The sequence below is a fragment of the Neoroseomonas oryzicola genome, assembly GCF_012163135.1.
Classification (GTDB): Bacteria; Pseudomonadota; Alphaproteobacteria; order Acetobacterales; family Acetobacteraceae; genus Neoroseomonas; species Neoroseomonas oryzicola.
In genome coordinates this window covers 647566-667094 of record NZ_JAAVUP010000001.1, presented here as the reverse complement: position 1 = coordinate 667094, position 19529 = coordinate 647566, and the positions used below count along the sequence as shown (strand labels likewise).

Below are 19529 nucleotides of genomic sequence, written 5' to 3'. Positions count from 1 at the left end.
ATGCCCTGGGAGACTCAGCGGGCCGAACCCGCCGAAGCCCAAGCCCAACCGCCGATCGGCGCGGCGCTCCTGCGCGGTGCCCGTGGGCGTTGCCCCGTCTGTGGCCAGGGACATCTGTTCGACGGCTACCTGAAGCTCGTCCGCGAATGCAGCGTCTGCCACGCGCCGCTGGGGCGCATCCGCGCCGACGACGCGCCGCCCTACTTCACCATCCTGATCGCGGGCCATGTCCTGCTGCCCTTCGTCTTCCTGGTCGAGAAGGCCTGGCACCCGCCGATGTGGGTGCACATGGCGATCTGGCTGCCGCTCTTCACCATCGTCTGCATGCTGATGCTGCGCCCGGTGAAGGGCGCGGTGGTGGCGTGGATGCTGCGCCTTGGCCTGACCGGGGACGAGCAGGGCGCGCCGGTCGCGGTCCCGGTGCGCCGAGGGCGCGGGGATGCCTGAACAGCGCCTGATCCGCGTCGAACTGCCCGAGGAGCCGCCCGCGCCCTCCGCCTTCGCCGAGGCCGACCGCCGCCAGGCGATCGCCGACCTCATCGCCGGCAACCGCTTCGACCCGCCGGGCCTGGCCCCCGGTCCCTATGCGCTCGCCGTCTCGGTGCGCGAGGGCCGGCTGGTCCTCGACATCCGGGACGTGGACAACCGGACGCTGCATGTCCTGGCGCTGGCGCTGGGGCCGTTCCGCCGGCTGATCAAGGACTACCACATGGTGGTCGAGGCGCATGAGCGCGCGGTCGCCGAAAGTGGCCCGGAAAGCCGCGTCCAGGCGATCGACATGGGCCGCCGCGGCCTGCACAACGAAGGCGCCGAGCTGCTCCAGCAGCGACTCAAGGGCCGCATCGACGTCGACTTCGAGACCGCGCGGCGGCTGTTCACCCTGGTCTGCGCGCTGCACCAGCGCATCTGAGAGTTCCCCGCCATGAAGATCGACGGCATCTGGCATCGCAGCGTGCGCGTGGATGCGGGGGATGGCTGGTCCGTCCGCATCCTCGACCAGACGCGGCTGCCCTGGCAGGTCGAATGGCTGCGCCTGACCGACGAGAACGAGGTCGCCCACGCCATCCGCGCCATGCAGACGCGCGGGGCGCCGCTGATCGGCGCGACGGCGGCCTATGGCGTGGCGCTCGCGATGCGGCGCGATCCGGCGGCGCTGGAACCCGTCTGCGCCATGCTGGCCGAGACGCGCCCGACCGCGATCAACCTCCGCTGGGCGATTGACCGAATGCTGGCCGCGCTGCGCAACCTGCCAGTGCAGGACCGCGCCGCCGCCGCCTATGCCGAGGCCGCCGCCATCGCCGACGACGATGCCGCGACCTGCGAGGCGATCGGCCGCAACGGGCTGCCGTTGATCGAGGAGATCGCCGCGCGCAAGCCCGGCAAGCCGGTGAACCTGCTGACGCATTGCAACGCCGGCTGGCTCGCGACGGTGGATTGGGGCACGGCGCTCGCGCCGATCTACATGGCGCATGACGCCGGCATTCCGGTCCATGTCTGGGTCGATGAGACGCGCCCGCGCAACCAGGGCGCGGCGCTAACCGCCTTCGAACTTGGCGCCCATGGCGTGCCGCACACCGTCGTCGCCGACAATGCCGGCGGCCACCTGATGCAGCATGGCGAGGTCGACCTCGTCATCGTCGGCACCGATCGCGTCACCCGCACCGGCGACGTCGCGAACAAGATCGGCACCTACCTCAAGGCGCTGGCGGCGGCCGACAACGGAGTCCCGTTCTGGGTGGCGCTGCCGCATTCGACGCTCGACATGCGCGTCGCCGACGGCGTGGCCGAGATCCCGATCGAGGAACGCAGCCAGGCCGAGGTCACCGACCTCACGGGCCGCACCGCCGATGGCCGGATCGAGACGATCCGCGTCGTCGCCGGCGGCAGCCCTGCCGCCAACCCGGCTTTCGACGTGACGCCGGCGCGGCTCGTGACCGGCCTGATCACCGAACGCGGCCGCATCCCCGCCACGGCCGAGGCCATCGCCGCGATGTATCCGGAGAAGGCCTGATGGCCGGCTGGAAGACGGCCTGGCGATCCTTCTACTACGACGGCGCCCCCGAGGCGCCCGACCCGGTGCTGGTGAAGGGCAAGGTCGCGCTGCTCGTCATCGACGTGCAGAACACCTACCTGGCGCGCCCCGACCCCGACACGCTCTCGCCGGCCGAACGCGCGCGGGAGGCCGCCTGGGACGGCTTCCATGAACGGATGCACGGCACCGTCATCCCGACCATCGCGCGGCTGATCGAACGCTTCCGCGCCACCGGCAACCGGGTGGTCTTCGCCCGCATCGCGAGCCTGACGCCCGACGGCGCCGACCGCTCGCTCAGCCAGAAGAAGCCGGGCTGGAACGACCTCTTCCTGCCGCATGGCTCCGAGGCGTCGCAGGTCGTCCCGCAGCTTGCCCCGCGGCCCGGCGAGGTGGTCGTCACCAAGACCACCGATTCCGCGCTGACCGGCACGAACCTCCGGCTGCTGCTGGGTAACATGGGCATCACCCATGTCGTCTGCACCGGCATCTTCACCGACCAGTGCGTCTCCTCGACCGTGCGCAGCCTCGCCGACGAATCCTTCGACGTGATCGTCGTCGAGGATGGCTGCGCCGCCGGGACGATGGAGCTGCATCTGCGCGAGCTCGAGATCATCAACCGCATCTATTGCGAGGTGATGCGGGCGGAGGACCTGATCGGCTACCTGCCGGACTGAGCAGGCTAGGCCACCGCGGTCTGCGGCGCGGCTCGCCGCTGCAGGGCGCGGAACATCGCGTGAAGCCCCGGCATCACCAGGGTCATGACCCCCGCGAAGAGCAACGGCGCGCCGGCATCGCCGCTCGCATCGCGCAGCCAGCCCGCGATCGGCGGGAGTCCCGCATGGCCGACATAGAGACCGGTATAGAACACGCCCATGCCGAGGCTGCGCGCCTCTGGCCGCAAGACGGTGGCGGGCAGGGACATGATCACCCCGACCGGCAGGCCCAGGACCAGCCCGATCGCGATCAGCAACGGCACTGGCGGCAGCCAGGCCAGCAGGATCATGAAGGTTGCGGCCACCGCCATGCTCCACCCAAGCAGCCGCACCTGGCTGATACTGCGCTGCGCGAGCACCCCGCCGACCTGGATCGAGCCGACCATCAGCCAGATCGTGGACCCGAGCACGAGCCCCGCGGTCGCGCTCCCGATCCCGGCGTCGGCGAGCAGCGTTGGCGCGAAGCCGAAGATGATGCCGAAGACGCCGTTGTAGATGCCCCAGATGGCCCCTGCGACGCAGACCAGTACGCATTCGCCCGCAGTGATTCTGGCGCCCTGCGTCGCGACGGCCGCGCCGAAACCGTCATTCGGGTGCCGGCGGTAGGCGAGCAGCAGCAGGAGAAGCGCGAGCAGCGCCGCCGCCGCGCTGGCCAGCATGGCTGCCGATGCCCCGGCCGCGGCGGAGAGCGGACCCAGCAGCAGAAGCGCCAGCCCCGATCCGATCGGGAAGGAATTCACGAAGATCGCCATGGCGAGGACGATCTCCTCGCGCCCCGCAAACCAATCCGAGACCATCTTCGCCATGGTCACGTTGAGCAGGACGGCACCGGCACCGGAGATCAGCCGTCCGGCCGACAGGACGTCTGCATTCCCGGCCACCGCCATCAGGGTCCCGCCCAGCGTCATCAGCACCATCCCCGACGCGACGAGGCGCCGGTCCCCGAAGCGCCGCCCGAGCATGCCCCCCGGCAAGGCCAGGACGATGCCGGGCAGGAAGTAGAGGCCGATCAGCATGCCGAGGGCTGCAAAGTCGATACCGAAGCCCTCCATCAGCGCCGGTGAGGCGGAGGGCACCGACTGGAACTGGAAGCCGAGGCTTGCCCGCGCCGCGGTCAGCACCGCGAGCGCGGACCAGTGCGGCGGCAGGGCGGGCAGCGGGGCCACGCTAGGCGGCGGGCCGGATGTTCTGGTTCAGGTGGAAGACGTTCTCGGGATCGTAGGCCGCCTTGACCTGCTGCAGGCGCCGCAGGTTCGGCCCGAAGGCCGCATCCATCGCCGTGCCGTCCTCGTCGTCGCCGAGGTAGTTCATGTAGCGGGATGGTCCGGCGAAGGTGGCGAGGGTGTCGTAGGTCTCGCGCGCCCAGGCGATGCAGGCCGGGCTCGCCGCGGGATCCATCCATTCCGAGAGCACCAGCATGTTGTAGCCAGGTGCCCTGTGCGGGAAGGCCGTCGCGGTCGGCGCCACGCGCGTCACGGCGCCGTGGAAGTGCTCCATCAGGATCTGTCCCATCGGCGTCGGGCAGCGTGCGAAGCCGTCGATCATGGCGCGGATCGCCTCGTCGCCGAGCGTGGCGAGGAAGCTCGACTTCCAGTAGTTCAGCGCGCCCGCCGGATAGGCCCCGTCGAGCATCGCGTTGACCGCGCAATAGGGGATCGGCGCCACCGTATCGACCGCCGGCGCGCCGAAGGCCTTCAGCGGCGCGACCGCCGCCGCGCCCTCGGCGGGCGTTCCGCAGTGGCACACGACAAGGGCGCAGAGCTTCTCCCCCGAGCCGTCGGGCGCATGCACCAGGCCGGCGAAGACCATGAGGTCGTCGGGCAGCGAGGCGGTCATGTCGCGGAAGTGCCGCAGCACGTCCCAGGCCGCCGTGAAGGGATGGGCGATCAGCCCGCCGGTGACCATCGGACCGACGGGATGCAGGCGGAACGTGAAGGAGGTGACGACGCCGAAATTCCCCCCGCCGCCGCGCAGCGCCCAGAACAGGTCGGGATGCTCCGCATCGCTCGCGGTGACGACGCGACCATCCGCCAGCACCACCTCGGCCGAAACCAGGTTGTCGAGTGCGAGGCCGTGCCGGCCCATCAGCCAGCCGATGCCGCCGCCGAGCGTCAGGCCCGCGATTCCGGTCGAGGAGACGACGCCGCCTGTGGTCGCCAGGCCATGCACCTGCGTTTCCCGGTTGAACCCGGCCCAGGTCAGTCCGCCCTGCGCACGCGCGATGCGCGCCCGCGGGTCCACATGCAGGCCCTTCATGGGCGAGAGGTCGATCATCAGCCCGCCCTCGACCGTCGCGCGGCCCGCGACGTTGTGGCCGCCGCCCTTGATCGCGATCTCGAGCCCATGGGTGCGCGCGAACCGCACGGCATCCGCGACATCCGCCACGCCCGCGCAGCGCGCGATCAGCCGCGGATGCTTGTCGATCAGCCCGTTATGGACCCGCCGCGCGCCGTCATAGCCAGGATCGCCGGGGCGAAGCAGCGATCCCGCGAAGACACCGGCCAGCCGGTCGACGTCCGGCTGCAGGCCCTGGATGGTGGTCATCGCCTTCATCCTCCCGAACGCGGAACGCGGCCGGATTTCGTGGCCGGGGGGCGACCTCACGCAACTGCGAAATTCTCGTTCCGAGGATGAGTTCCTTTCATCTATGCTGCCGCCATGCGCAGGCTGCCCCCGCTGTCCGCGCTGCGAGCCTTCGAGGCGGCCGCGCGGCTCCTCAGCTTTGGCAAGGCCGCCGCCGAGCTCGGCGTGACGCCGACGGCGGTGAGCCATCAGATCCGTGCGCTCGAGGACCTCTGCGGCCAGCCGCTGTTCCGACGCCGCCCGCGCCCGATCGGCCTTACGGCGGCCGGGCAGGACCTTTACCCGGCGGTGCACGAGGCCTTCGGCGCGCTGGGCGCGGCGGTGGATGCCGTTGCACGGACCGGCACGCCGCGGCCGCTGCGCGTCACGACGACGAACGCCTTCGCCCATCGCTGGCTGGTGCCGCGCCTTGCCCTGTGGCGCGCGGAACAGCCGGCGCTGCCGCTCGAGATCATCGGGACGGACGCTGTGGTCGAGGTTGCGAAGGGGGAAGCCGACCTCGCGATCCGCTACATGGGCGATCCGCCGGCCGGCCTGGTCTCCTCAGTGCTGATGCGCGATCGGTTCTGGCCGATCTGCAGCCCGGCGCTCCTCGCCACAGGCTCGCCGATCCGCAATCCCGTCGACCTCGCGCGCCATACCCTCGTGCATCTCGAGTGGAACGGCTGGGAGGATCATGCGCCGACCTGGGCGCGCTGGTTCGCTGCCGCCGGCGTGTCGCATCGCGCCTGGCAGGATCCCGATGCTCCCGGTGCGCTTCGCTTCCGGGAGGAACTTCACGGGATCGAGGCGATCGTCGCCGGGCAGGGCATCGCCATCTGCAGCGACGTTCTGGCGGCGCGTGAACTCGCCTCCGGGACGTTGGTGAAGGCGTTCGACCTCTGCCTGCCGGGCTATGCCTACCACCTGGCCCATGCGCGCGGCACGCGGCGGACCCGGGACATCGAAGCCTTCTCGGCGTGGCTCCAGCGCGTCGCCTGACGCCGCGGGGCCGGTTTGATTTCATCCGGGCCGGCGGCCAGGATCGCGCGCATGGAAACGCTCGAGACTCTGGCCGCAACGCTCGGCCCCCGGAACTGCCTCACCGCGCCCGATGACCTGGCCCCCTACGCCGTCGACTGGCGCGGCGTGTGGACGGGCATGCCGCGTGCGGTGCTCCGGCCCGGCAGCGTCGAGGAGGTGCAGGCCGCGGTCCGCGCCTGCGTCGCCGAGGGCCTGTCCATCGTCCCCGCCGGGGGCCGCACCGGCCTTTGCGGCGGCGCGGTGGTGCCGGCGAACGGCCCGCCCTCGGTGGTGATGAGCCTCGAGCGCCTCAACCGCATCCGCGACGTCGATGCGCGCGACTTCTCCCTCGTCGCCGAGGCCGGCTGCATCATCCAGAACGTCCAGCAGGCGGCGGCGGCGGTGGACCGGCTCTTTCCGCTGTCCTGGGGTGCGCAGGGCTCGGCCATGGTGGGGGGCGCGCTGTCCACCAATGCCGGCGGCATCCGCACGCTGCGCTGGGGCAATGCGCGCGACCTGGTCCTCGGCCTCGAGGTGGTGCTGCCGGACGGGCGCGTGCTCAACGATTTGCGCCGCGTGCGGAAGGACAATTCCGGCTATGCGCTGCGCCACCTGTTCCTGGGCGGGGAGGGCACGCTCGGCGTCATCACCGCGGCGGCCCTGCGCCTGGTGCCCGCGCTCAAGCGCGTCGAGACCGCCATGGTCGCGGTGCCCTCGCCGGATGCCGCGCTGACGCTCTTCTCCCGCGTCATGGAAAGCGGCGCGGAGGTCATCGCCTTCGAACTCCTCATCGGCCGCTGCATGGACATCGTGCAGAAGAACGGCATCGGCCTGCGCGTGCCGCTGCCGCTCGGCAGCCCCTGGTACGTGATGGTCGAGCTCGCCGCCGCGCATCCCTCGGTGCCGCTGCGCGAGATGCTCGAGGACACCCTCGCGACCGCCGCCGAGGCCGGCGAGGTGACCGACGCCGTGCTGGTCGAGAACGAGCAGCAGCGCGCCAATTTGTGGCGCATCCGGGAGGACTGGCCTGATTGCGCGCGGCGCGAGGCGCCGGTGGTGAATACCGACACCTCGGTGCCGGTTTCCGCCGTGCCGCGCTTCCTCGCCGAGGTCGAGGCGGCGCTGTCCTCGCGCTGGCCCGAGGGCCGGCTGATCGCGATCGGCCATGCCGGGGACGGCAACATCCATGTCAGCCTGATGGCGCCCAACGGCACCTCGCGCGAGGACTGGGTCGCCCGCGCGCGGGAGGCCGAGCCGATCGTCAACGCGATCGCAGTGGACCTCGGCGGCTCCTTCTCGGCTGAACACGGCATCGGCCAGTCCAAGCGCCACGCCATGGCGACGCACAAGGACCCGGTCGCGCTCGACCTGATGCGTGCGGTGAAGGCGGCGATCGACCCGGCCGGGGCGATGAACCCCGGCAAGGTGCTGCCTTAGTCGACGGCGAGGCGCAGCCGCGAGCTGGCGGCCAGCAGTGCCGCCGGATCGACCGCCGGCGTATGGTCCGGCCGCGTCGAGGTCGGGTAGGCCGCGCCGAGCAGGCCCAGCACTTCCTCGAGCCGCGCGGCGGCTTCCGCCTGGCCGCTGTTGCGCAGCGCGGGCACCAGCGCTGCCCCGCGCAGCGCCGCGACGCGCGCCAGGCCATAGCCGTCGAGATAGGGCTCGTCCTTGTCCTTGTCGCGGAGCGCCACCCCGTACTGAAGGGCAGCGCGGTCGGCCATCTCCGCCGCCGCGCGCAGTTGCACGAGCGGCGTCGCTCCGGGGGAGGGAGCGTGCGTCTCCGCCTCCCGCAGCGCGGCGAGGACCGCGGCCGCGGCCTGCGTCACCGCCTCGGCCGGCGCACGGTCCTGCGCCAGGGTCGTCGCGCGGTCCATCCGGTCCTGGAAGGGTGCGACGCCCCGTTGCGTCAGGACTTCCTCCATCACCGCGTAGACCTCGGCGATGGCGTGGGCGAACATCTCCGCCGCTGAGTCGGGCGCGACGCGATAGACGTCCCGCCCGGCGACGATGTGGGCCGCCATGACATCCAGTGCGACGGTGAAGGCCAGCGGATCGGTCAGGGCACGGTCGGCATCGACCCCGCCTTCGCCACCCTCGCCGCCTTCCCCGCCTTCGCCGCCCTGCATCGCCGGGGGCAGGGTGGTGGGCGGTGGGCTCGCCGCGCCCTGCGCGGCCGCAAGGCCCGCCTGGGTGGTCATCAGCGCCGCCGTCCCGAGGCCGAGCCAGAGTTTCAGCCGCCGCCGTCCGCTATCCATGGTGCCTGTCCTGCGGTAAGTTGCGAACGATGATCATTTGCATTGCCAATGTGCTCGATGCGGCCGCGCTCGGCAAGGTCCGGGCGTTGCTCGACGCCGCCCGTTTCGAGGACGGTCGCACGACGGCCGGCTGGCATGCGCGCCTGGTGAAGGAGAACCGCCAGGCCGCGCGGCGCGATCCCGCGACGCGCGAGGCCGCCGAGATCGTCACCGCCGCGCTGATGGCCAACGAGGTCTTCCGCAGCGCCGTCCGCCCGCTGCGCATGCGCCCGCCGCTGCTCGCCCGTTATGGGGTGGGGGAGACCTACGGCACCCATGTCGACGACGCGGTGATGGGCCTGGGCGAACCCGAGGGCCCGCTGCGCACGGATGTCGCGGTCACGGTCTTCCTCGCCGATCCTGCAACCTACGAGGGCGGCGCACTGGTGATCGAGGACCCTGCCGGCGAGCAGGACTTCCGCCTCGGTGCCGGGGATGCGATCGCCTATCCGGCGACGACCCTGCACCGCGTCGAGGCGGTCACGGCCGGCGAGCGCATCGTCGCCGTGACCTGGGTGCAGAGCCTCGTGCGCGACCCGGCGAAGCGCGAGATCCTGTTCGACCTCGAGACGGCGAAGCGCCGCGTCTTTGCCGAGCAGGGCAAGGGGGAGACCTTCGACCTGCTCGCGAAGTCCCACGCCAACCTGCTGCGGCAGTGGGTGGAGACGTGACGGAGCGTCAGCGGTCGAGCGCCTCGCCGGCCAGCCACGTCGCGCCCGAGGCATAGAGCGCCGCGACCTCCGGCCCCGTCAGCCCCGGCATGTCGCGCTTTACCTGGTAGCCGATCCGCGTCTGCAGATAGGCGAGGTGCCGGTAGCCCTCCGGGAACTGCGCGAGCAGCGCCGGATCGAGCCGCGGCGCCGTCGTCGGGTCCACGGGATCAAGCCGGTCCTTCTCGTAGATCGGCTGGCGCAGCACCACGCCCCAGCGGCCGTCGCGCTTTTCGCAGAAATCGTAGAAGCGGCCGGTGCAGACCACGTCCACCAGCACGCCCTCGACCTCGGCGCGCTGGGAGATCGTCATCTTGGTCTGCACGATCGCGCGCGGCCCGGCGAGGTCGACGCTGATCCCGCCGAGGAAGTGCAGGATCCGCACCCCCTTCGCGAAGCCGGCCTTCGAGACCTCGATGAAGTCGGTCGCCGGCCCTTGGAACCAGGTCGCCATCATCCGCGCGCCGTCATGCCAGCAGCCGGCGAAGCGCTCCCAGTCGCCGGCGTCGCGCCACACCGCCCAGTCCTGCACCAGGCGGCGCAGGGCGAGGTCGTCGAGCAGCTCCTCCTGCGTCATGCCGGGCTTCCCGCCGCGCCCCAGGCGCCGAGATGGGTGAACTCGGCGATCGGGCGGCGCGCGCGCGGCGCCGTCTCGCGCGCGGCCAGCGCCTCGGGCAGCGCCGAGGCCGGGCCGGGGTAGCCGAGGGTGATCGCGACCAGCGGATCGAAGCCGGCGGGGATGGCGAAGGCCTCGCGCGCCTTCGCGGCGTCGAAGCCAGCCATCTGGTGCGCCTGCAGGCCGAGGGTTGCGGCCTCGGCGGCCAGGTTCGCCGTCGCCTGGCCGAGGTCATAGGCCGCGTGGCGGTTCGGATTGCCGTTATGCGCGAAGTTCTGCCGCGCCACGCCGATGATCAGCACCGGCGCGCGGCCCGCCCAGCCCTGGTTGTTCGCCGAGAGGCAGGAGAAGATCTTCGCGTAGCCCTCGGCTTCCTTCTCCTTGCGCGCGACGATGTAGTTCCACGGCTGGTCGTTGACGCAGGAGGCGGCCCAGCGCGCGGCCTCGAGCACCTGGGCGAGGGCCGCGTCGGGCACGGCGCGCTCCTCGTAGGAACGCGGGCTCCAGCGCGCGGCGAGCGGTGCCGCGATGGGGTGCGCGGCGGGCGCGGTGCGGTCGGTCATGGTCGGTCTACTGCTCCTGCTGGGGAATGCCGGCGGCGACCACCAGGTCGCGCCAGCGCTGGATGTCGCGGCGGATGACGGAGGATGCGGTGGCGGCGTCGCTGCCGACCGGCGTCAGCCCCATCTCGCGCATTCGCGCCGCGAGGTCGGGATCGGCGAGGGCGCGCGCCGTCTCGGCCTGCACGCGCGCGACCGCGGCGGGCGGGATGCCGGCGGGGAAGGCGAGGGTGAACCAGGTCGCGAGGTCGAACTCGGCGAGCCCGGCCTCCCGCATGGTCGGCACCTCCGGCAGGCCGGGGAAGCGCTGCGCCGTGGACAGCGCGATGGCGCGCGCCTCGCCGGCGCGGATCTGGCCGAGCACGGCGGCGACGGTCTCGACCACCAGCTGCACCTCGCCCTGGCGCAGCGCCAGCACCGCCGCCGGCGTGCCGCGATAGGGCACGTGCGTCAGCTTCACGCCTGCCATGGCCTGGAAGGCCTCGGCGACGAAATGCTGGGTCGAGCCGACGCCGACCGTGCCGAGGTTCAACGCCCCCGGGCGCGCCTTCGCCGCCTCGACCAGCGCGGCGACGGAGGTCAGCGGGCCGGTCGGCGGCGTGAGGAAGACCAGCGGCATGGTCGCGACCTGGCTGACGGGCACGACCTCGGCCAGCGGGTCGTAGGGCAGGCGCCGGAAGGTCGCGGCGGTCACCGCGAAGGCATTATTCAGCATCATCATGGTGCGCCCGTCGGGGCGGGCACGGGCCAGCGCCTCGGCGGCGAGCGTCCCGCCGGCGCCGGGGCGGTTCTCCACCACCACGGGCTGGCCGAGGGCGGCGGCGAGCGACGGGGCGAGCAGCCGTGCGACGATGTCCGTGGTCCCGCCCGGCGCGAAACCCTGGATCAGGCGCACCGGCCCGTCCGGCGCCCAGGGCGCCTGGGCGCGGGCGGGCAGCGCGGCAAGCGAAGCGGCGGCGAGCACCGCGCGGCGGCTCGGCATCGGGCGTTCTCCCGTGGACGTGATCTCCACCGGCAGCACTGGCCCGGCGGCCGCGCGCGGTCAAGCGGGGGCGCTTGCCCGCCACATCGCCGCCGGTGCACACCGCAAGGGACGGCAGGGAAAAGGCCCCGGCATGCCCTTCGACGACACCGCGCTGCACCTGGTCATCGCGCTGCTGCTGGGCGCGGCCATCGGGGCCGAGCGCCAGTACCGCCAGCGTTCCGCCGGGCTGCGCACCAATGCGCTGGTCGCCCTCGGCGCCGCGGCCTTCGCCGCGATCGGCTTCACCATGCCCGGGGAGGCGAGCCCGTCGCGCATGGCCGCGCAGGTCGTCTCGGGCATCGGCTTCCTCGGCGCCGGCGCGATCATGCGGGAGGGGCTGAACGTGAAGGGGCTGAACACCGCGGCGACGCTGTGGTGCTCGGCCGCGGTGGGGGTGGCCTGCGGGGCCGGGCTGGTGGCCCATGCGATGCTCGCCGCCGGGCTGATCGTGGTGGTCAACATCGTGATCCGCCCCCTGACCAGCCTGATCGACCGGACCCCGCGCGCGGGGTCCGAGGTCCCCCACCGCTTCCGCATCACCGCGACCGGCGCGGCGGAAGGCGAGGCCGCCCTGCGACTGCTGCTGCTGAAGCAGATCGCGGCGGGCGGCGCCCGTCTCCAGCGCCTGGAAAGCGAGGACCTGCCGGGCATCGACGGCAGCGCGCCGCGCGTGGTGCTGACCGCCTATCTCTCCGCCCAGGGCGATGCGACGGAGGCGCTCGAGGCGATCGTCGGGCGGCTCAGCCTCGAGCCCACGATCACCCGCGTGGGCTGGGAGGAGCAGGAGCCGCAGGAGGAATAGCCGCCGGCGGCACCTCCGTCAGGCTGCGGAACACCGGCTTGCCGGCCGCGGCGAAGCGCGCGAGTTCGGCATCGGCGCCCGCACTCGCCCCGCCGATCCGCAGTATCGCGTCGCAGCGTTCGGCCAGCGCCAGCGACAGCGGCATCATCACGTCCTCGAAGGCGTCACCCTCGGCCGCGGCAATGACCGGCAGGGCCATGTTCACGCCGATGACGGGCACATGCCCCAGGCGGAACACCGCGAGCGCCGCGCGGTTCAGTTCCGCCAGCCGCGCCGCGCGCGTGGCCGCATCGGCCCCGCCCGAGGTGTAGGGGCCGGCGACCATGATCCACATCAGCCGAAGGTGCTCAGCAGGTCGTCCACCTGTGCCGGCGTCAGTGTGCGGGCGGGCGCGCCGCGCAGCAGCAGCGCGAGGCGGGCGGATTCCTCGAGCTCCTCGGCGGCATGCACGGCATCGGCCAGCGTCTTGCCGGACACCACCGGCCCGTGGTTCGCGAGCAGCACGGCCTTCGCATCCTTCGCCGCCGCGTGGATGTCCGCCTCCATCGCCGCATCGCCGGGCCGGTAGTAGCGGATCACCGGCAGGGTGCGGCCGACGCGCATGACGAAATAGGGCGTCAGCGGCGGGATGGGCGCCGTCTCGCCGGGTTCGGCAAGGCACCCGATCGCGGTCGCGTAAGTGGAATGCAGGTGCACCACGGCGCCGGCATCCGGACGCGCCGTCAGCACCGCGCGGTGCATGAAGACTTCCTTGGACGGCTTGTCGCCACCGACATGCGACCAGTCCGGCGCCAGCTTGCTGATCCGCGCCGGATCCAGCCGCCCGAGGCAGGAATTGGTCGGCGTCATCAGGTAGCCGTCGGGCAGCCGCACCGAGATGTTGCCCGCCGTGCCCACCGAATAGCCCCGCTGGAACAGCGAGGCGCCGAGCATCGCGAGCTGCTCGCGCAGCGCCGCCTCATCCATGGTCGAAGGCCTTCAGGAAGAAGTCGCGCGCGCCGAAATTGCCGGATTTGAGCGCGAGGTGGATCCCCTTCGGCTCGGCGAAGGTCCAGGGCACGCCGGGGTCGATCTCCGGGCCGATGCGCAGCGACGTGACGCCCAGGCGCGTCACCACCGCGCCCGAGGTCTCACCGCCCGCCACCACCAGGCGACCGACTCCGCGCGCAACCAGGCCCTCGGCGATGGAGGCGACGGCGTCCTCGACCAGCGCGCCGGCCGCATCGCGCCCGAGCTTCGCCTGCAGGGCGGCGACCTTCTCCGGCGTCGCGCTGGCGGCGATGACGACGGGACGCCCGTCCTCGAGCTTGCCGTCGACCCAGGCCAGCGCCTGCGCCGTCATGGCCTTCGCATCGGGCGTCGCCAGCGCATCGAGTTCCAGCACCGGCACGTGGTCGCGCGCGAGGCCGATCTGCCCGAGCGTCGCGCGCGAGCAGGACCCGGCGACGACGGCGGCAGCGCCCGTCATCGGCGGCAGGGCGCCGGCGTCGCTGCGATCCGGCAGCAGCCCGGCGCGGCGGAAATTCGCCGGCAGGCCCATTGCCACGCCCGAGCCGCCAGTCACCAGCGCCTGCGGTGCCACGGCCTCGCCGATCGCCATCAGATGCGCGTCGGAGACCGCATCGACGATCGCCCAGCGCGTGCCGCGGTCCATCAACCCGGTCATGGCACGACGGATGGCCGCCGCGCCCTGCTCGACGACGGGGAAGGAGACGAGGCCGACGCTGCCATCCGTCTGCCGCGCCATCACGCGCACCAGGTTCGGGTCGGTCATGGGGGTGAGCGGATGGTTCTCCATCCCGCTCTCGTTCAGCAGCGCCCCGCCAACGAACAGGTGGCCGAGGTAGATCGTCCGCCCATTGGTCGGGAAGGCCGGGCAGGCGATGGCGAAGCCCGAGCCGAGCCGCTTGAGCAGCGCATCGCCCACCGGGCCGATATTGCCCTGGTCCGTGCTGTCGAAGGTCGAGCAGTACTTCCAGAAGAGCTGCTTCGCCCCGGCCTTCGTGAGCGCATCGCAGGCCGCGAGCGACTGCCCGACCGCCTCGGCGACCGGCGCGGTGCGGATCTTGAGCGCGATGATCACCGCGTCCGCCTCGGGCAGCGGGCCCGCCGGCACGCCGATCACCTGGACGGCGGACATCCCGGCCTTGACCAGGGTGTTGGCGAGATCCGTGGCGCCGGTGAAATCGTCGGCGATGCAGCCAAGCAGCAGGGGCATTCGTGGCCCTCCTTCAGAAGACGCGCGTTCCGTCCTTGCGGAAATAGACCGACTTCCCGTCCGGTCCGGGGCGAACCATCAGGTCGTCATCGGGGTAGTCGACGCTCTCGAACAGCGTGCGGTCGCCGATCTCGAGATAGACGCAATCCGCGCCGCCCCGATTGACCAGGTGATGCGCGTCGCCGGTGCCGGCGCGGAAGCCGGCGCACATCCCGGCCTTCATCGGCGTCTCGCCGGCATTCGTCACCAGGATGCATTCGCCTTCGAGGATGTAGACGAACTCGTCCTGCTTCTCGTGCGCGTGGCGCAATGCGGAGGCCGAACCGGCCGGCAGGCGCGTGATGTTCACGCCGAAATTCCTCAGACCGAACAGGTCGCCGAGGACGGTCTTCTGGCGGTTGCCGATCTTCTCGACCAGGTCCTTCGGATAGCCCGAGAGCTTCGCGCGCGGCGGCACCTCGGCGGCGACGACGGCGATCGGGGGCTTGGCGTCGGACATGGCGGTCTCCTTACCGTTCGGGGGGAAGGGCGAGGATGTCCTGGTGGCCGATGCGGATCGAGAGAGCCCTGTTCACCGCCTGTGAGCGGCGCGCCGCGAGCCAATCCTCGATCGCCGCGCCCGATCGCCGTTCCCAGGCGAGCGCGGCGGTGGCATGGCCGACCGCGATGGCTTCGGTGATCGCGCCGGCGCGGCGGTCGATCACCCAGTCGGACGGCGCGCGATGCACCGTGTAGCCCTGCGCGGCGAAGGCCTCGGCGATCGCGTCCGGCGCCGCGGGGCCGAGGGCGATGCCGCCGAAGCCCTTGTCGCGCCGCTGGTCGCGCCGGAAGCCGCGCATCACGACCGCATCGCCGCGGCGCGGCGGCGCGAAGCGCTCGTTCCCCGTCACGTTCAGCGCGGCATAGAAGGGCAGGCGGCGGGCGGCGCAGGCGGCGGCGATGCGCTCGATCCAGCCGCGCGAGACGAGGTCGCACAGCGCCGAGCAGACCACCGCATCCACCTTGTCGAGCGGCAGGTTGCCGGGCGCCTCGGCGAGGTCCGCGATCAGCCCCTCGATTCGCCAGGCGCCTTCGGGCGAGTGCACCAGCAGGGTCTTCTTGCCCGGCCAGGTGGCCGCCCAGCCCACGGCCTCGGCGCGGTCGGCGATGGTCTCGAAGGCGCGCTCGGCGAGCTCGGGGTCGGCATCGACCAGCGTCCAGGCCTGGGCGCGCCCGATGAAATGGCCGAGCCAGCGCAGCAGGCTGCCCGTCCCGGCGCCGAGGTCGAGGATGCGCGGCCGCGCCGGCAGCGCCGCCGCCAGCCGCACCGCCAGGCCGAAATCCCGCGAGGCCGCGTCATAGGGCTCCCGCAGGTCGAGCCAGTCGCCGTCGAAGGCCTCCGTCATCAGGCGACCGCCTTGGCAAGCTCGGCGCGGAAGGCCTCCGCACGATCGGTCCAGCGCGGCAGGCGCTGCCCGCCCTGCCAGGACGCCTCGGCCATCTCGGCGCGGAGGTCCGCGTCGAAGATCGGCCGCCGCATGCCCTTGGACAGCGACATCACGTCATCGACGGGGGAGACGATGGCCGATCCCTCGGCCACCACCTCGGCGATCGCGCCGCCGGCGGTGATGGCGAGCGGCAGGCCGCGGGCCATCGCTTCGGCCGCGGCCATGCCGTAGCCCTCCCAGCGCGTCGCCAGCGCAAACAGGTCGGCCCCGGCGTAGAGCGCTTCGAGCTCCTCGCCCGTGACCTCGCCCGCGAAGGTGACGCGGGAAGCGATGCCGAGTTCCTCGGCCAGCGCGCGCAGCCCATGGGCATGGGCGGGATCGCGCCGTTCGTCCCCCGCGATGGTCAGCGTCCATTCGAGGTCCGTGAGCCGCGCCAGCGCCTTGAGCAGCACGTCATGTCCCTTCCGCGGCACCAGCGTGCCGACCGAGAGGATGGCGCAGCCCGGCCCGCCCGAGCCTTTCGCGCGCAACGCCGGATCGGTGCCGGGCTCGACCACGCCGATCTGCGCGGCATCCGCGCCGAATTCCTCCGGCAGCCGCCGCGCCGTCAGCGGCGAGGTGCAGACGATCCGCGCACAGGCGGCGAACAGCGCGCGTTCCTTCGCCTTCAGCACCGTCCGGGTGGATTCCGCCGTGCCGTGTTCGAGCGCGGTCGGGTGATGGATCAGCGCGGTGACGCGCCGGGCGGCGAGTTCCTGCGCCAGCGGCAGGAAGGCCGGCAGGCCGAGCCCGTCGATGACCACCCGCGCATCGGCCGGCAGGGCGTGCAGCGCGGCCCGCGCGCCTTCGGTCGCGGCCTCGTCGGGGGCGGGGTGGTGGCCGGGCAGTTCGACGACCTCGACCGTCTCGCCGAGGGCGCGGAGCCCTTCGACCATGCGCCGGTCGTAGATGTAGCCGCCCGAGATGGCGTCGAAGGGGCCGGGGACGAGGAGATGGATGCTCAAGCCGCGGGCGCTCCCTCATAGGCCGCCCAGGCGACATGGCTTTCGCGCAGCAGCACCTTCAGCCCGGTCACGGCGCGCCCGCCATCGCCGAGCCGCCCCTCGGCCAGCGCGGCCGACAGCAGCTTGTGGATATGGGCGCAGAGGTATTCGGTGGTCGTGTTCTGCCCGGCGAATTGCGGTTCCGCATCGAGGTTCCGGTAGTCGAAGCCGTCGAGGATCTTCCGCAGTTCCACCTTCGCTGCGGCGATGTCCACCAGCAGGTTCAGGTGGTCGAGTTTCGGCGCGCGGAACTCGGCTTCCACCACGAAGGTGGCGCCGTGCAGGCGTTGCGCCGGCCCGAATTCCTCCCCGCGGAAGGAATGGGCGATCATGACGTGGTCGACGACGGTCAGGCTGAACATGCCGTCCTTGTAGCGGCGGCATGCGCGCCCGTCATCCGCGGGTCGCCGCGCTTAGCCGTGGTTAGGCCAGCAGCCGCGCCACGACCAGGCCGATGACCGCCGCCAGAAGCGAGGCGGCCAGCACCCAGCGCATGACGCCCAGCGTAACGCCCTGCCGGACGGCCGTCGTGATCGGGCCCGCGGACCCGTGATGGGTTGCAGCCATGACGCCCTCCTGCCCGCAACCGCGCCGAAGGGCACGGGGAGGGCGGCGCCGCCGGGCGGGCAGCCGGATGGGCACCGCCGTCAGGTCAGGTGGGACGGGCGTCGCCCGCCCGCAAGCCTCAGCCGTAGGTGACGAGGGGGCAGAGGGGCGGGATCTCGCCCGGCGGCGGGTTCAGCAGCCGCGGCATGGCCTCGGGCAGATCGTCGAAGCGCGTCGCCGGCCCGACCAGGGCATCGAGCCGCGCATCCGCGAGCAGGGACAGGGCGAGCGCCATCCGTTCGCCATGCGTCCGCCGCCCGCGCATCGCCGGTGCGACGGCGCCGACCTGGGTCGAGACGATCTGCAGCCGCTTCGCGTGGAAGGCCTCGCCGAGCGGCAGGGTCGCCTCCCGCGTGCCGAACCAGGATGCCTCGACGATGCGACCCTCGAAGCCGGCGAGGTCGAGGGCGCGGCGCAGTCCGGCGGGGTCCGCGCTGGCATGGACGATCAGGTCGCGCTCGCCGGGTGCGTCCTCCGGCTGGGCGAAGCGGGCGCCGAGTGCCTCGGCGATCGCGCGGCGGCGCGGATCGACGTCGCAGACCACGACTTCCATCCCCGGCATCCGCGCGAGCAGCGCGGCAACCAGCAGCCCGACCACCCCGGCGCCGATGACGAGCGCGCGTTCCCCGGCCAGCGGCCGCGCATCCCAGGTCACGTTGACCGCGGTCTCCATGTTGGCGGCGAGGACGGCGCGCGCGTCCGGCACGCCATTTGGCACCGGGATGCACATGGCCGCGGGAGCGAGGAAGCGGTCCTGGTGCGGATGCAGGACGAAGACGCGCCGCCCGAGCAACGCCTCGGGCCCGTCCTCCACGACGCCGACCGCGGCGTAGCCGTATTTCACCGGGAAGGGGAAATCGCCCGCCTGGAGCGGGCAGCGCATCGCCGCGCGCTGGTTCTCCGGCACGCGTCCCGCGAGGACCAGGCGTTCCGTGCCCCGCGAAATGCCGGTCGCGAGTGTGCGGACCAGCGTCTGGTCTGCGGCGCGCGGCGGCAGGGCCTCGGCGCGGATCTCGCAACTGCCGGGGGCGACGGTCCAGAGGGCGCGGGCTTCGCTCATGCCGCGCATCCCGGCCGCACGCGGTCGAGCGGGATGTCGAGCAGGATGTCCGGCGGGATCTCGTGCACCCGCCAGGTGAAGCGCAGCCCGTCGGCGATGCGCGCCACCTCGGGCAGGGTGAAGGCCGGGATGCCGGAGCCCAGCAGCACCGGCGCGACCGTCACGTGCAGCCGGTCGAGGCATCCCGCCGCGAGGAAGCGGGAGACGGTCAGCCCGCCGCCCTCGACGAAGATCCGCGTCAGGCCGCGGGCGGCCAGCGCGCGGAGCAGCGCGGCCGGCGCGATGCCCCCCGCCGGGTCGCGCGGCAGCCGCAGCACCTCGGCCGTGCCGTGTCGGGCGCTGCCCGCGGCATCCTCCGCGCAGGCGAGCAGCGTCGGCGGCCCTTCGCGGAACACGCGGTACTCCGTGGACAGGCGTCGTTCGGTGTCGATCACGACGCGCACCGGGTCGGGCCCGGGCACTTCCCGCGTCGTCAGGCGCGGATCGTCATGCCGCACCGTGCCCGCGCCGACCACGACGGCGTGGCACAGCGCGCGCAGCCGGTGGGTGTGCAGGATGTCGCCATGCCCGCCGATCCACTGGCTGGATCCGGAGGCGGTGGCGATGCGCCCGTCCAGCGTCTGCGCCAGGCGTCCGACGACGCGGCAGCCATCCGCCGCGGCGGGCGCCGCCAGGATCGGCGCAAAGAGCGGCGCCAAGGTGCCCGCCGGCGCGGCGCCGTCGCGCGCCGCCAGCAGGGCCGTCCAGTCCGGGTCGGGAACAGGGTGATCCATCGCGGGGCGTCATGCCCGATGCGGGGCGGTGGCGGCTAGTGCCAACCCGCGGCAAGACCGGCGCCC

The 19529-nt window shown here is 72.6% G+C and carries 24 protein-coding genes; 8 read left to right on the top strand and 16 right to left on the bottom strand.

Features of this window, described 5'->3' with window-relative positions:
- The 4 genes from GWK15_RS03235 to GWK15_RS03220 are packed head-to-tail and all read left to right on the top strand — an operon-like array spanning position 1 to position 2706.
- A complete protein-coding gene (locus tag GWK15_RS03235) occupies positions 1-447 on the top strand; it encodes a DUF983 domain-containing protein (protein WP_168038989.1) in 447 nt (148 codons plus the stop codon).
- Positions 440-910, top strand: a complete 471-nt coding sequence (locus GWK15_RS03230; RefSeq protein WP_168038987.1) for a UPF0262 family protein — start codon at positions 440-442, stop codon at positions 908-910. Before GWK15_RS03235 ends, GWK15_RS03230 begins: the two co-directional genes overlap by 8 nt.
- 12 nt (positions 911-922) lie before the next feature.
- Positions 923-2011: an S-methyl-5-thioribose-1-phosphate isomerase gene (gene mtnA / locus GWK15_RS03225; RefSeq protein ID WP_168038985.1), complete on the top strand. Its 1089-nt coding sequence runs from the start codon at positions 923-925 to the stop codon at positions 2009-2011.
- Positions 2011-2706: a cysteine hydrolase family protein gene (locus GWK15_RS03220; RefSeq protein WP_168038983.1), complete on the top strand. Its 696-nt coding sequence runs from the start codon at positions 2011-2013 to the stop codon at positions 2704-2706. Before mtnA ends, GWK15_RS03220 begins: the two co-directional genes overlap by 1 nt.
- Before the next feature lie 5 nt (positions 2707-2711).
- Here the strand turns inward: GWK15_RS03220 and GWK15_RS03215 are convergent, their stop codons facing one another.
- Complete coding sequence (locus tag GWK15_RS03215) at positions 2712-3911, bottom strand: MFS transporter (protein ID WP_168038981.1); 1200 nt, start codon at positions 3909-3911, stop codon at positions 2712-2714.
- 1 nt (position 3912) lies between these two features.
- Entirely contained in the window at positions 3913-5289 is a 1377-nt protein-coding gene (locus GWK15_RS03210; protein WP_168038979.1) for an FAD-binding oxidoreductase, read from the bottom strand.
- A 114-nt stretch (positions 5290-5403) separates the two neighbouring features.
- Between GWK15_RS03210 and GWK15_RS03205 the strand changes: the two genes are divergently transcribed.
- Complete coding sequence (locus tag GWK15_RS03205; protein ID WP_168038977.1) at positions 5404-6309, top strand: LysR substrate-binding domain-containing protein; 906 nt, start codon at positions 5404-5406, stop codon at positions 6307-6309.
- A gap of 51 nt (positions 6310-6360) precedes the next feature.
- A complete protein-coding gene (locus tag GWK15_RS03200) occupies positions 6361-7767 on the top strand; it encodes an FAD-binding oxidoreductase (protein WP_168038975.1) in 1407 nt (468 codons plus the stop codon).
- Here GWK15_RS03200 and GWK15_RS03195 read toward each other — a convergent pair.
- Positions 7764-8585: a hypothetical protein gene (locus GWK15_RS03195; protein WP_168038973.1), complete on the bottom strand. Its 822-nt coding sequence runs from the start codon at positions 8583-8585 to the stop codon at positions 7764-7766. The genes GWK15_RS03200 and GWK15_RS03195 overlap by 4 nt on opposite strands.
- Positions 8586-8614: 29 nt before the next feature.
- Between GWK15_RS03195 and GWK15_RS03190 the strand changes: the two genes are divergently transcribed.
- Complete coding sequence (locus GWK15_RS03190; protein ID WP_168038971.1) at positions 8615-9295, top strand: Fe2+-dependent dioxygenase; 681 nt, start codon at positions 8615-8617, stop codon at positions 9293-9295.
- Positions 9296-9302: 7 nt separating this feature from the next.
- Here the strand turns inward: GWK15_RS03190 and GWK15_RS03185 are convergent, their stop codons facing one another.
- The 3 genes from GWK15_RS03185 to GWK15_RS03175 are packed head-to-tail and all read right to left on the bottom strand — an operon-like array spanning position 9303 to position 11492.
- A complete protein-coding gene (locus tag GWK15_RS03185; protein WP_168038969.1) occupies positions 9303-9911 on the bottom strand; it encodes a nuclear transport factor 2 family protein in 609 nt (202 codons plus the stop codon).
- The gene (locus tag GWK15_RS03180; RefSeq protein WP_168038967.1) at positions 9908-10513 is read right to left on the bottom strand and encodes a nitroreductase family protein; all 606 of its coding nucleotides are present in this window, start codon (positions 10511-10513) and stop codon (positions 9908-9910) included. Before GWK15_RS03180 ends, GWK15_RS03185 begins: the two co-directional genes overlap by 4 nt.
- 7 nt (positions 10514-10520) lie before the next feature.
- Complete coding sequence (locus GWK15_RS03175) at positions 10521-11492, bottom strand: tripartite tricarboxylate transporter substrate-binding protein (protein ID WP_168038965.1); 972 nt, start codon at positions 11490-11492, stop codon at positions 10521-10523.
- 133 nt (positions 11493-11625) lie between these two features.
- On the opposite strand from GWK15_RS03175, the gene GWK15_RS03170 reads away from it, so the two are divergent.
- Positions 11626-12336 (top strand): MgtC/SapB family protein, encoded by a 711-nt coding sequence (locus tag GWK15_RS03170; protein WP_168038963.1) that lies wholly within the window; start codon positions 11626-11628, stop codon positions 12334-12336.
- Here the strand turns inward: GWK15_RS03170 and GWK15_RS03165 are convergent.
- From GWK15_RS03165 to GWK15_RS03120, 10 genes are all read right to left on the bottom strand, one after another.
- Positions 12293-12670, bottom strand: a complete 378-nt coding sequence (locus tag GWK15_RS03165; protein WP_168038961.1) for a DUF1937 family protein — start codon at positions 12668-12670, stop codon at positions 12293-12295. The two genes, GWK15_RS03170 and GWK15_RS03165, sit on opposite strands and share 44 nt — an antisense overlap.
- Entirely contained in the window at positions 12670-13302 is a 633-nt protein-coding gene (gene otnC / locus GWK15_RS03160; protein ID WP_168038959.1) for a 3-oxo-tetronate 4-phosphate decarboxylase, read from the bottom strand. Before otnC ends, GWK15_RS03165 begins: the two co-directional genes overlap by 1 nt.
- On the bottom strand, positions 13295-14554 hold the full coding sequence (gene otnK / locus GWK15_RS03155; RefSeq protein ID WP_168038957.1) for a 3-oxo-tetronate kinase: 1260 nt from the start codon (positions 14552-14554) through the stop codon (positions 13295-13297). The genes otnC and otnK overlap by 8 nt, the downstream gene beginning before the upstream one ends.
- Before the next feature lie 13 nt (positions 14555-14567).
- On the bottom strand, positions 14568-15053 hold the full coding sequence (locus GWK15_RS03150) for a cupin domain-containing protein (RefSeq protein ID WP_168038955.1): 486 nt from the start codon (positions 15051-15053) through the stop codon (positions 14568-14570).
- A 10-nt stretch (positions 15054-15063) separates the two neighbouring features.
- On the bottom strand, positions 15064-15939 hold the full coding sequence (locus tag GWK15_RS03145) for a class I SAM-dependent methyltransferase (protein WP_168038953.1): 876 nt from the start codon (positions 15937-15939) through the stop codon (positions 15064-15066).
- Positions 15939-16985: a glycosyltransferase family 4 protein gene (locus tag GWK15_RS03140; RefSeq protein ID WP_168038951.1), complete on the bottom strand. Its 1047-nt coding sequence runs from the start codon at positions 16983-16985 to the stop codon at positions 15939-15941. Before GWK15_RS03140 ends, GWK15_RS03145 begins: the two co-directional genes overlap by 1 nt.
- The gene (locus tag GWK15_RS03135; protein WP_168038949.1) at positions 16982-17386 is read right to left on the bottom strand and encodes a 6-pyruvoyl trahydropterin synthase family protein; all 405 of its coding nucleotides are present in this window, start codon (positions 17384-17386) and stop codon (positions 16982-16984) included. The genes GWK15_RS03140 and GWK15_RS03135 overlap by 4 nt, the downstream gene beginning before the upstream one ends.
- Before the next feature lie 61 nt (positions 17387-17447).
- On the bottom strand, positions 17448-17591 hold the full coding sequence (locus tag GWK15_RS03130; protein ID WP_168038947.1) for a hypothetical protein: 144 nt from the start codon (positions 17589-17591) through the stop codon (positions 17448-17450).
- 118 nt (positions 17592-17709) lie between these two features.
- Positions 17710-18690: a zinc-dependent alcohol dehydrogenase gene (locus tag GWK15_RS03125; RefSeq protein ID WP_168038945.1), complete on the bottom strand. Its 981-nt coding sequence runs from the start codon at positions 18688-18690 to the stop codon at positions 17710-17712.
- Positions 18687-19463 carry a RibD family protein gene (locus GWK15_RS03120; RefSeq protein ID WP_168038943.1) on the bottom strand — a complete coding sequence of 259 codons (777 nt, stop codon included), beginning with the start codon at positions 19461-19463 and terminating at the stop codon, positions 18687-18689. Before GWK15_RS03120 ends, GWK15_RS03125 begins: the two co-directional genes overlap by 4 nt.
- Between the last annotated feature and the right edge of the window lie 66 nt (positions 19464-19529).

What these genes read in the sequence shown, in the direction of transcription:
- GWK15_RS03235 (WP_168038989.1), top strand. Translation starts at nt 1, where the DNA reads ATGCCCTGGGAGACTCAGCGGGCCGAACCCGCCGAAGCCCAAGCCCAA.
- GWK15_RS03230 (WP_168038987.1), top strand. Translation starts at nt 440, where the DNA reads ATGCCTGAACAGCGCCTGATCCGCGTCGAACTGCCCGAGGAGCCGCCC.
- mtnA (WP_168038985.1), top strand. Translation starts at nt 923, where the DNA reads ATGAAGATCGACGGCATCTGGCATCGCAGCGTGCGCGTGGATGCGGGG.
- GWK15_RS03220 (WP_168038983.1), top strand. Translation starts at nt 2,011, where the DNA reads ATGGCCGGCTGGAAGACGGCCTGGCGATCCTTCTACTACGACGGCGCC.
- GWK15_RS03210 (WP_168038979.1), bottom strand. Translation starts at nt 5,289, where the DNA reads ATGACCACCATCCAGGGCCTGCAGCCGGACGTCGACCGGCTGGCCGGT.
- GWK15_RS03205 (WP_168038977.1), top strand. Translation starts at nt 5,404, where the DNA reads ATGCGCAGGCTGCCCCCGCTGTCCGCGCTGCGAGCCTTCGAGGCGGCC.
- GWK15_RS03200 (WP_168038975.1), top strand. Translation starts at nt 6,361, where the DNA reads ATGGAAACGCTCGAGACTCTGGCCGCAACGCTCGGCCCCCGGAACTGC.
- GWK15_RS03195 (WP_168038973.1), bottom strand. Translation starts at nt 8,585, where the DNA reads ATGGATAGCGGACGGCGGCGGCTGAAACTCTGGCTCGGCCTCGGGACG.
- GWK15_RS03190 (WP_168038971.1), top strand. Translation starts at nt 8,615, where the DNA reads ATGATCATTTGCATTGCCAATGTGCTCGATGCGGCCGCGCTCGGCAAG.
- GWK15_RS03185 (WP_168038969.1), bottom strand. Translation starts at nt 9,911, where the DNA reads ATGACGCAGGAGGAGCTGCTCGACGACCTCGCCCTGCGCCGCCTGGTG.
- GWK15_RS03180 (WP_168038967.1), bottom strand. Translation starts at nt 10,513, where the DNA reads ATGACCGACCGCACCGCGCCCGCCGCGCACCCCATCGCGGCACCGCTC.
- GWK15_RS03175 (WP_168038965.1), bottom strand. Translation starts at nt 11,492, where the DNA reads ATGCCGAGCCGCCGCGCGGTGCTCGCCGCCGCTTCGCTTGCCGCGCTG.
- GWK15_RS03170 (WP_168038963.1), top strand. Translation starts at nt 11,626, where the DNA reads ATGCCCTTCGACGACACCGCGCTGCACCTGGTCATCGCGCTGCTGCTG.
- GWK15_RS03165 (WP_168038961.1), bottom strand. Translation starts at nt 12,670, where the DNA reads ATGTGGATCATGGTCGCCGGCCCCTACACCTCGGGCGGGGCCGATGCG.
- otnC (WP_168038959.1), bottom strand. Translation starts at nt 13,302, where the DNA reads ATGGATGAGGCGGCGCTGCGCGAGCAGCTCGCGATGCTCGGCGCCTCG.
- otnK (WP_168038957.1), bottom strand. Translation starts at nt 14,554, where the DNA reads ATGCCCCTGCTGCTTGGCTGCATCGCCGACGATTTCACCGGCGCCACG.
- GWK15_RS03150 (WP_168038955.1), bottom strand. Translation starts at nt 15,053, where the DNA reads ATGTCCGACGCCAAGCCCCCGATCGCCGTCGTCGCCGCCGAGGTGCCG.
- GWK15_RS03145 (WP_168038953.1), bottom strand. Translation starts at nt 15,939, where the DNA reads ATGACGGAGGCCTTCGACGGCGACTGGCTCGACCTGCGGGAGCCCTAT.
- GWK15_RS03135 (WP_168038949.1), bottom strand. Translation starts at nt 17,386, where the DNA reads ATGTTCAGCCTGACCGTCGTCGACCACGTCATGATCGCCCATTCCTTC.
- GWK15_RS03130 (WP_168038947.1), bottom strand. Translation starts at nt 17,591, where the DNA reads ATGGCTGCAACCCATCACGGGTCCGCGGGCCCGATCACGACGGCCGTC.
- GWK15_RS03125 (WP_168038945.1), bottom strand. Translation starts at nt 18,690, where the DNA reads ATGAGCGAAGCCCGCGCCCTCTGGACCGTCGCCCCCGGCAGTTGCGAG.
- GWK15_RS03120 (WP_168038943.1), bottom strand. Translation starts at nt 19,463, where the DNA reads ATGGATCACCCTGTTCCCGACCCGGACTGGACGGCCCTGCTGGCGGCG.